The following is an 8130-nucleotide window of genomic DNA, read 5'->3' as shown; positions in this document are numbered from 1 at the left end:
AATTTAAAGCATGGCTTAAAAGTCGCTTAATAGCTAGTTATTCAGCTACCATGACAGTTGTGGCTGTTTTTATAGTAGTTATTATGGCTACATGTTTTACATTGTTTTCTCCTTATTTTGCAAAAATACAGCTATCATCAAAAATAAATAATGTATCAAATGATTTAATCGATAATTATAGTTCTACTATAGGTGATTATCAGTCTTTTATAAAATCAGTAGTTAGTAATATTGACTTCGATTGTGGTGTAAATGATAAAACATATATAGAAAAAAAATCTTATAATAATTATTACATTCGAAATATTGATATTGCAACTAATAATAAAAAATATTGTTCAAGCTTTGACGGCAATCGGCATGAATATGAATCAGATTCTGTTTTTATAAAAAAAATAAATAAAAATCTTTCTTTATGGGCTATTTTGAATGATAAAAATGAACAATCAATACTCTCATTAGTATGGAAAGACGAAAGAGGTCAGGTATCTATTGATTTTGAACCAATAATTTCTGATGTCATACGCAATAAGTATTGTGATGACTGTATATTAAGTGTTGTTTCAACAGTAGGTAATGCCGATAAAAAAATATCATCTCATAATGATGTAAAGAATTTATCATCCTTGCCACCTCTAAATACAGAAGTATTTAATAATGGGTTAATATTAAGAAATTATGTCGATCCTCAGTTATTATCACTTATATCTATAGACTTAAAGCCATTATTATTTATTGTTGGTGTTTTTTTTGGATTAATTATTTTTTTGTTTATTAATCTTTATATTAAGCGTCAACTATCATTACATTCATTAATTGTTAAAGGTGTTATACGTAAAGAATTTATCCCTTACTATCAGCCTATTATTAATGTGAAAAATAATACAATGTATGGCTGTGAGGTGTTAGTCAGGTGGTGGTTCAATAAAAAAGAATTAATATCACCAGATGATTTTATACCTTATGCTGAAAATAGTGGTTTAATTATTGATATAACAGATGTTTTACTTGAAAAGACATTAACTCAATTAAGTTCATTAAATTGGCAAAAAAGCACAGCTGTTATCAGTATTAACTTAGTCCCTGAGCAATTAGAAAATAAACAACAGATACGTAAGTTTGTTGATATGATTATTAAATCATCTATTTCGCCAAAGCAAATCGCGTTTGAAATTACGGAGCGAATGTCTTTTACTGATCTAGATAAAGCAGCAATAGTGATTGATTATTTAAAAGCTCAAGGTATCAATGTGAAGTTAGATGATGCTGGTACTGGTTATGGAAGTTTTAGTTATATCCAACATTTGAATTTACAAAGTTTAAAAATTGATAAAATGTTCGTTGATACTATTGGTACCTATGATCATAAGTTATTTGTGTTGGATTCAATAATTGCTTTCGGTAAAAAAGCAGGGATGGAAATGATCGCTGAAGGAGTTGAAACAAAACAACAATCTGATTATTTATTACAAAGTGGAGTTTATTTACAGCAAGGCTTCTATTTTTCAGAGCCATTAAAATTTGAACAATTTCGTCACTATTTTCAACGGGATCAAGCAAAGATTTAACGGCACCTTACTCAACAAACAAAATGTAGAATAAGGCGCGGTTATGGGGAGAAGCAATTAATTAGTTTTGTTATTCCATTTATCAACTAAACCTGAAATAGTTTGTTGTGCTTGTTTCCATTCACGAGTTTGCATTAATACATTGAATTCAGGTGTTGGTTGCTTGAGTAGGGTATTGAGAATAGGCACTTGCGTTTGTGGTAATCCATCAAGTGCTTGTATAGCACCTGCACGATTATTACATAACATCACCATATCACAGCCTGATTGTTGAGCTGCTACTGCACGTTCACTGTAATTACCTAATACGTCAGCGCCTTTCATATTTAAATCATCAGAAAAGATAACGCCGTTGAAACCTAAATCCTGACGAAGTACTTGTTTAAGCCAATATTCAGAGCCACTTGCAGGACGTTCGTCATAAGCATCAAACACGACGTGGGCTGGCATGATCCCTTGTAACTTATTTTTGCTGATTAAATGACTGAATACAGTCATATCATACTGCTTGATATTATCGCGTGAATCATACGGTGTTTCTAGGTGGGAGTCGGCAATGACACCACCATGTCCAGGGAAATGTTTACCTGTTGCAGCCATGCCTGCTGTTGTCATTCCATCAATAAAGGCAGAGGCATAACGAATAACTTCTGCTGGGTTATCTGAAAAAGCGCGATCACCAATCGCTTTACAATCAAAGCCTAAATCTAAAACGGGTGCAAAGCTGATATCAATATCCATTGCTAATAATTCAGCTGCCATTAGCCATCCCCCCGTTGTTGCTAGTGCTAAACCATTATTTGATTCGGCAAATGCTCTGGCCGGGGGAAGTAGTGTAAATTGTTCTCTGAAACGCTGAACACGACCACCTTCTTGATCGACACCAATAATCAATGGACGCTTTGCTGTTTGGCGAATATCTTTTATCAACGCTCGTAGTTGATCACGATTATCATAGTTACGAGCAAAGAAAATAATGCCACCGACTGTTGGGTGTTGAATAATTTCACGTTCTTCTGCATCAAGTTCATAGCTTGAAACGTCAAGCATTAAAGGTCCCATGAAGACACTCCGTCAAACAAATAGAGCGAATAAATTATCACAGTTTGCTATAACCGCAATTTCTAATCTGGATTTTATTGTGTTTATGTAACTGTAACGATAAAAAAACAGTGTGATGAACGTCTCTTATAATAGTAACTAAGTGTAAGTTTATTTATCTATATGTGATCTAAATCGTTTTGAGTGCGACCTCGCTTCATATAGACTACGCATTGTTAAAAATTGACGTGGGATCAATAATGTCTTTGCTTATCGCTATTGCCTTAACTACTGGTATTCTTTCGGGGATCTGGGGGTGGGTTGCTGTTTCTCTTGGTTTACTTAGTTGGGGCGGCTTTTTGGGATGTACAACATATTTTGCTTTGCAACTAGATGGCATCAAAGGGGTTGGGCTAAGTATTGCGACTAATCTTAGTGGCGTATTTTGGGCTATGGTAATTATTAAATTGTCTTCAGTAATTAACCTCGAAATTGTTGGTTATATTATTACTGCGTTAGTGGCATTTATGATGTGTGCTCAAGCTAAAAAGCGGTGGTTAAGTTTTATTCCAGGAACATTCATTGGTTCGTGTGCAACATTTGCAGCAGCTGGTAACTGGCAGTTAGTTATTCCATCTCTTATTGTTGGTGTTATTTTTGGTTATTTAATGAAAACAACGGGTATATGGTTACATGCAAAAATGTCACCGCGTTATGAGTAAATAAGTAGTTAATAAGTATTGATAATAAAAACGCAGAGCATCGGCTCTGCGTTTTTGTTTAGGCATAGAGAAGCTGCGTGCTTTAAATTGGAACAAAAATACCATTATGATGAGTGCAATATTTTTTAAGCCCTGGACGATGATTATCTTTAGTTGCTAGAACACAGACACGAATCCCTTGCTTTACAAGGCTTTCTGTTAGGGTTTGAATATTAGTGTAATTACAGCGCTCACGATCAGCATCACGTCGACATAAATCAACAAACACATCAGCAACATCGTCATGATAAAGAACATATTCTGATTGCTGCATCAATCGTAATGCTTTAAGCGTTAATAACTCGGGATCATGACCTGTTTCAATCAAATAAACACTACCACTGCAATTATGTTGCTTCGCTAATAGTTTCTGAAAAGCTGTTTCTAATTCTTCTTCAGTACGTGCAGTTTCTATGGCGGTTAAGCGAAAGAATTGCTCCCAAAATTTACGTCGTTCATCAACGGTTGTGAAATGTTGTTTAATGCGTTGACGTTGTTTTCCGGAGAATGCAGCAAGTAAGCTTAAATTTTGTGGTAAATAGGTCTCTAAACGTTCTCGTAAGTAACGCACTAAGACTGGCGATGCTCCGCCGCTTGAGATGGCAACTTGGATTGGTGTGCGATCAATCATCGAGGGCGTAATAAAATCGCAAAATGTTGGATCATCAACAACATTGGTCCAAATTTTTAATGCACTTGCATCATGGTAAATTTGATGATTCAGTGTTGATGAATCCGTTGTTGCCCATACTTGATCTGCACCTTCTAATTGTGATGATTGATAAGGCTGATTAATATGTACAATTAATTGTTGCGCAAGTAACATTTGTAAATGTGGGTGCAATTGCGGTGATACAACTGTAACGTTAGCATGTGCTTTTAGTAATAAGTCAACTTTTCGACAAGCAACTTCGCCACCACCAACAACTAAGATTTGTTTATGATTTACTTTTAGAAATATCGGAAAGAAATCCATTTAATAATATCCATTCTAAATATCAATGTAAGTCTATTATTACGTAATATAGTTTGATGGCAATATTGTATATATTATTATCCATAAATAGATAGTCACTCGTTAATATTTATCATACATCGATTCTTTTTCGAAATAAATAAATCACTATAAGCATAATGAAAGTTGTTAACGGTATACTTCCTGCTGTTGGAGAATGAGTGGATACTAATAATGACTTAATATCTTGGTCTTGAGGATAGTCATCAGCGAGGGTAAATGGATCGTACTTGTAACTTTGGGGAGAGTAGTGTAAAGAAAGCGAAAAAGTAGCTAAGTTGTCATATTGTTTAATATAAGATTCAAGCCAAGGGATTAAAGGGGCTAATTCTGTATATTGGCCATGAAGTTGCTGGTATTGACGAGTAGGATCATTTAAGCGATCTTCACATCGAGCCCCATTACTGGCAATTCCCAATACACGCAAACCAAAATCATCACTGGCAATATGTTGTGGATCTTGCCAAATTAAAGGCCCTCCAGAATCACCACTACAAACATCTTTAATAAGGCCATCTATATTAGAGTCTGCACAAATAATATGTGAATGATCTGCGAGTAAACCATTACAGCGATTATCAGGTATTCCCGCTAAAGTTATTAATTGTAATTGAGCAGGATAATCTATTACGGCATCAGTATTTGATTTTCCCCAACCAGATGCAATGAGATTTGCCTTTGAATTTTGATGTGTTACCCAATGATTAGCAAATATATTATTTGCTGTTTGTTGATCATTTATTGAAGCTATAAGTATCGGCTGAGCAACGTCTAATAAAGAACGATCTACACGAATAAGTGCAATATCATTAGCAAAATTTTTGGGTTCATAATTAGGATGGTTTATTTTATGAGTAATAGTAAATTTATATTTGGTATTTAGTCGCTGCGGAATGACAGATACACCCGCAATAACATGACGAATATAATCATGGTTGCAGTGGGCTGCTGTTATTAGCCAATATTCATTAATAATCACCGCACCACAGTAGACATCGGTAACAGTAGATGATGTTAATGCCGCTTGCCATGGTAATAATAATGGGGCATAGAGGGATGCAGGATTACTATTAATTGCTTTAGGAATTGCAGGAGCAGCATATACTTGAGAGTTAGCGTAGCTTGCGATGATGATAATTAATAACAGAAAATGACCCATGACGCTTCTTGGATGATATACCCGCATAATAATCCCTTATTGCTGTGTTACTACTCTTAAGGGTAGTTATTACATTGCTATTTAGCTGTTAAATTGTGATCAAGGTTGAATCAAAAATAAGAATGTTGATTAATTAGTGCTAATAATTGTTAACTTGATAACGGAAAATAGAAGAATTAGTCGTTATGATAACTTCATTTTTTGTTTATTTAGGGGTAAGTCTTGTTTAATCAATATGTTGGGTTTGGTGTCGCGGGTAATTTTTCAGGGCATTTAGAACAAGCTGGTGAAGCTGCAGACTTCATTGCTGTTGAAGTTAAAGAAACGGCTCAGCCTAAGGCTATTTTTCCTTTTTATTTACCTAATATTGAGACGGGGCCGCTAGCGGTATACCCGTTATCATCAGCCGTTATTATTCCACCTAACGACGCTGATAACCTTCAGATAGAGCCTGAAGTCGCTCTTATTTGTGATGTTATATATAGCACGAGTGCTGATGGTACGACTAAAATAGTAACAGCGTTGATTCCACGACAATTTGGTGCCTATAACGATTGTTCTATTCGTAAACCTCATGCAAAAAAGATCAGTGAAAAGAAAAATTGGGGCGTCAATAGTAAAGGAATAAGTGATCATCTTATTGCTATCGATAATTTTGCTCCAGGCGGTATTTTAGATAGTTATCGTATCGCGAGTTTTCATTGCCGAGACGGTGAAACTCATCGCTATGGGGAAGACAGTGCCGTTGTTGGTTATAGTTACTTTCATGACATATTGCTAGATTGGATCGTTGAGCGAATGAATCATCAGCAAGATATAGACCCTACAGAAAATATTGCTCAACTGCTAGAGCAAAGCCACTATCCAACCCAAGCCGTGATCAGTATTGGTGCTACGCGTTATACTCCTTATGGCGAAACACATTTTTTACAAGCTGGTGATAGCAGTATTGTTGTTGTTTATGATGGTCGTCGTTACAACGCCAGTGAAATTATGCAAATGGCAACGAACAATGATTTGACTGATGATGGTATGTCAGTATTAATTCAGCAAGTTAACGCATTGTAGTGTGTTATTAGCCATAAAGGATATGAATACGATGGTTGATATAATCTCTGATACAGCAGTCGTTATCGAAACTGATCTTATTCGAATGGATTGTTTACGGGCAGTGCGGGAGCTTAATCTTCCTGATTGGTTTATTGCTGCGGGTTTTGTACGTAATGCTATTTGGGATCACATACACGATTTACCGATGACGCCGCTTAATGATATTGATGTGGTGTATTTTGATCGTAATGACTGTTCATTAGCAACAGAAGCACATTATGCAGCATTATTATGCCAGCAATTTCCACAATTTAATTGGGAAGTGAAAAATCAAGCTCGAATGCACATTAAGCACCAACATCAGCCTTATCAAAATAGTGCAGATGCTATCTCACGCTGGGTGGAAGTTCCCACCTGCGTAGGAGTTCGGTTAACTGCGGATAATTGCTTAGTTTTTACTGCAGCATATGGGTTAGAGCATAACTGGTCATTACATGTTAGCATCAATCCTCATTACCCAAGACCTGCCGTTTATCAACAGCGTATTCGAGACAAAAAGTGGCAGGTATTGTGGCCAAAGTTAATGATTATGACTGCGGATTATTCCTAAGGACTGTTTCATGATATCGCCTGTTAATAATATCGTTTCTGCTGCATGGCTCCATCAACAATTATCTGATGCCATGTTATCTGCATCGATTGTCGTATTAGATGCCAGTGCATTTATGCCAGATGTTCCCCGTGATCCTCAACAAGAATTTATTGATATTCGTATACCTACAGCGCGCTTTTTCGATTTTAATCACCAAATAGCGGCTCCGAATACTGATTTACCTCATATGTTGCCATCTGCTGATTTATTCACTCGTGAAGTATCAAAATTAGGCGTGAATAATACAAGTCATGTGGTTATTTATGATAGCCAAGGGATGTTTTCAGCGCCGCGAGGGTGGTGGATGTTTAAAGCAATGGGACATGATAATGTGTCTGTGCTTGATGGTGGATTACCTGCTTGGTTAGCAGCGGGATATGCAACACAAACTGGATTGCCTACAGTGAATACCATAGGCGATTTTTGTGCGAAATACCGATCTGATTGGGTTATTGATGCGGATAGCTTGTGTCAAAAATTGGATGATAGCCATATTCAAATAATAGATGCACGTCCGACAGCGCGCTTTTTAGCTACAGTTAAAGAGCCACGTGTTGGATTGCGCAGCGGCCATATGCCAAATGCTAAAAGCTTGCCGTTTGGCGAGTTATTAACTGATGGTCATTTCCTACCTGTTGCTAAATTAAAGCAAAAGTTTGATGCATTAAGCAATAATGATCAAAGACTTATATTTAGTTGTGGTTCTGGTGTAACGGCATGTATTTTAGCATTAGCCGCACAAGTGAGTGGTCGTGACAACGTCACTGTTTATGATGGGTCATGGACAGAATGGGGCGCAAATGAAAAGTACCCTGTGGTTAAATAACGTTTCGAGTTATTTTAAAGAGTACTGATAATACAAGTTATGCAAATAGGCTTTTAGC

8 protein-coding genes are annotated in these 8130 nt (G+C 36.2%); 5 read left to right on the top strand and 3 right to left on the bottom strand.

Annotated features, from left to right (window positions below):
* The coding region (locus C0W29_RS11750) for an EAL domain-containing protein (protein WP_107277783.1) at positions 1 to 1568 on the top strand (1568 nt) is incomplete at its 5' end.
* 57 nt (positions 1569 to 1625) lie between these two features.
* On the opposite strand, the gene nagZ is transcribed toward C0W29_RS11750, so the two are convergent.
* Positions 1626 to 2630, bottom strand: a complete 1005-nt coding sequence (gene nagZ / locus C0W29_RS11745) for a beta-N-acetylhexosaminidase (RefSeq protein ID WP_045041259.1) — start codon at positions 2628 to 2630, stop codon at positions 1626 to 1628.
* 239 nt (positions 2631 to 2869) lie between these two features.
* Between nagZ and C0W29_RS11740 the strand changes: the two genes are divergently transcribed.
* A complete protein-coding gene (locus C0W29_RS11740) occupies positions 2870 to 3331 on the top strand; it encodes a DUF1097 domain-containing protein (protein WP_045044728.1) in 462 nt (153 codons plus the stop codon).
* Positions 3332 to 3413: 82 nt separating this feature from the next.
* Here C0W29_RS11740 and C0W29_RS11735 read toward each other — a convergent pair whose 3' ends face one another.
* Positions 3414 to 4346 carry a precorrin-2 dehydrogenase/sirohydrochlorin ferrochelatase family protein gene (locus C0W29_RS11735; RefSeq protein ID WP_045044727.1) on the bottom strand — a complete coding sequence of 311 codons (933 nt, stop codon included), beginning with the start codon at positions 4344 to 4346 and terminating at the stop codon, positions 3414 to 3416.
* Positions 4347 to 4458: 112 nt separating this feature from the next.
* Positions 4459 to 5544 carry a S1 family serine peptidase gene (locus C0W29_RS11730; protein ID WP_052671600.1) on the bottom strand — a complete coding sequence of 362 codons (1086 nt, stop codon included), beginning with the start codon at positions 5542 to 5544 and terminating at the stop codon, positions 4459 to 4461.
* A 222-nt stretch (positions 5545 to 5766) separates the two neighbouring features.
* Between C0W29_RS11730 and C0W29_RS11725 the strand changes: the two genes are divergently transcribed.
* From C0W29_RS11725 to C0W29_RS11715, 3 genes are read left to right on the top strand one after another with little or no spacing between them, the layout of a single operon-like run.
* Positions 5767 to 6612 carry a DUF5718 family protein gene (locus C0W29_RS11725; RefSeq protein WP_045044725.1) on the top strand — a complete coding sequence of 282 codons (846 nt, stop codon included), beginning with the start codon at positions 5767 to 5769 and terminating at the stop codon, positions 6610 to 6612.
* Between the two features lie 31 nt (positions 6613 to 6643).
* Entirely contained in the window at positions 6644 to 7204 is a 561-nt protein-coding gene (locus C0W29_RS11720; RefSeq protein ID WP_052671599.1) for a nucleotidyltransferase family protein, read from the top strand.
* A gap of 10 nt (positions 7205 to 7214) precedes the next feature.
* Positions 7215 to 8072, top strand: a complete 858-nt coding sequence (locus tag C0W29_RS11715; protein WP_045044724.1) for a sulfurtransferase — start codon at positions 7215 to 7217, stop codon at positions 8070 to 8072.
* Positions 8073 to 8130: the final 58 nt, after the last annotated feature.

This window comes from Photobacterium kishitanii (genome assembly GCF_003026355.1).
Lineage (GTDB): Bacteria > Pseudomonadota > Gammaproteobacteria > Enterobacterales > Vibrionaceae > Photobacterium > Photobacterium kishitanii.
The sequence above is the reverse complement of the archived record's forward strand: the minus strand, read 5'-3'. Positions and strand labels throughout refer to the sequence as shown.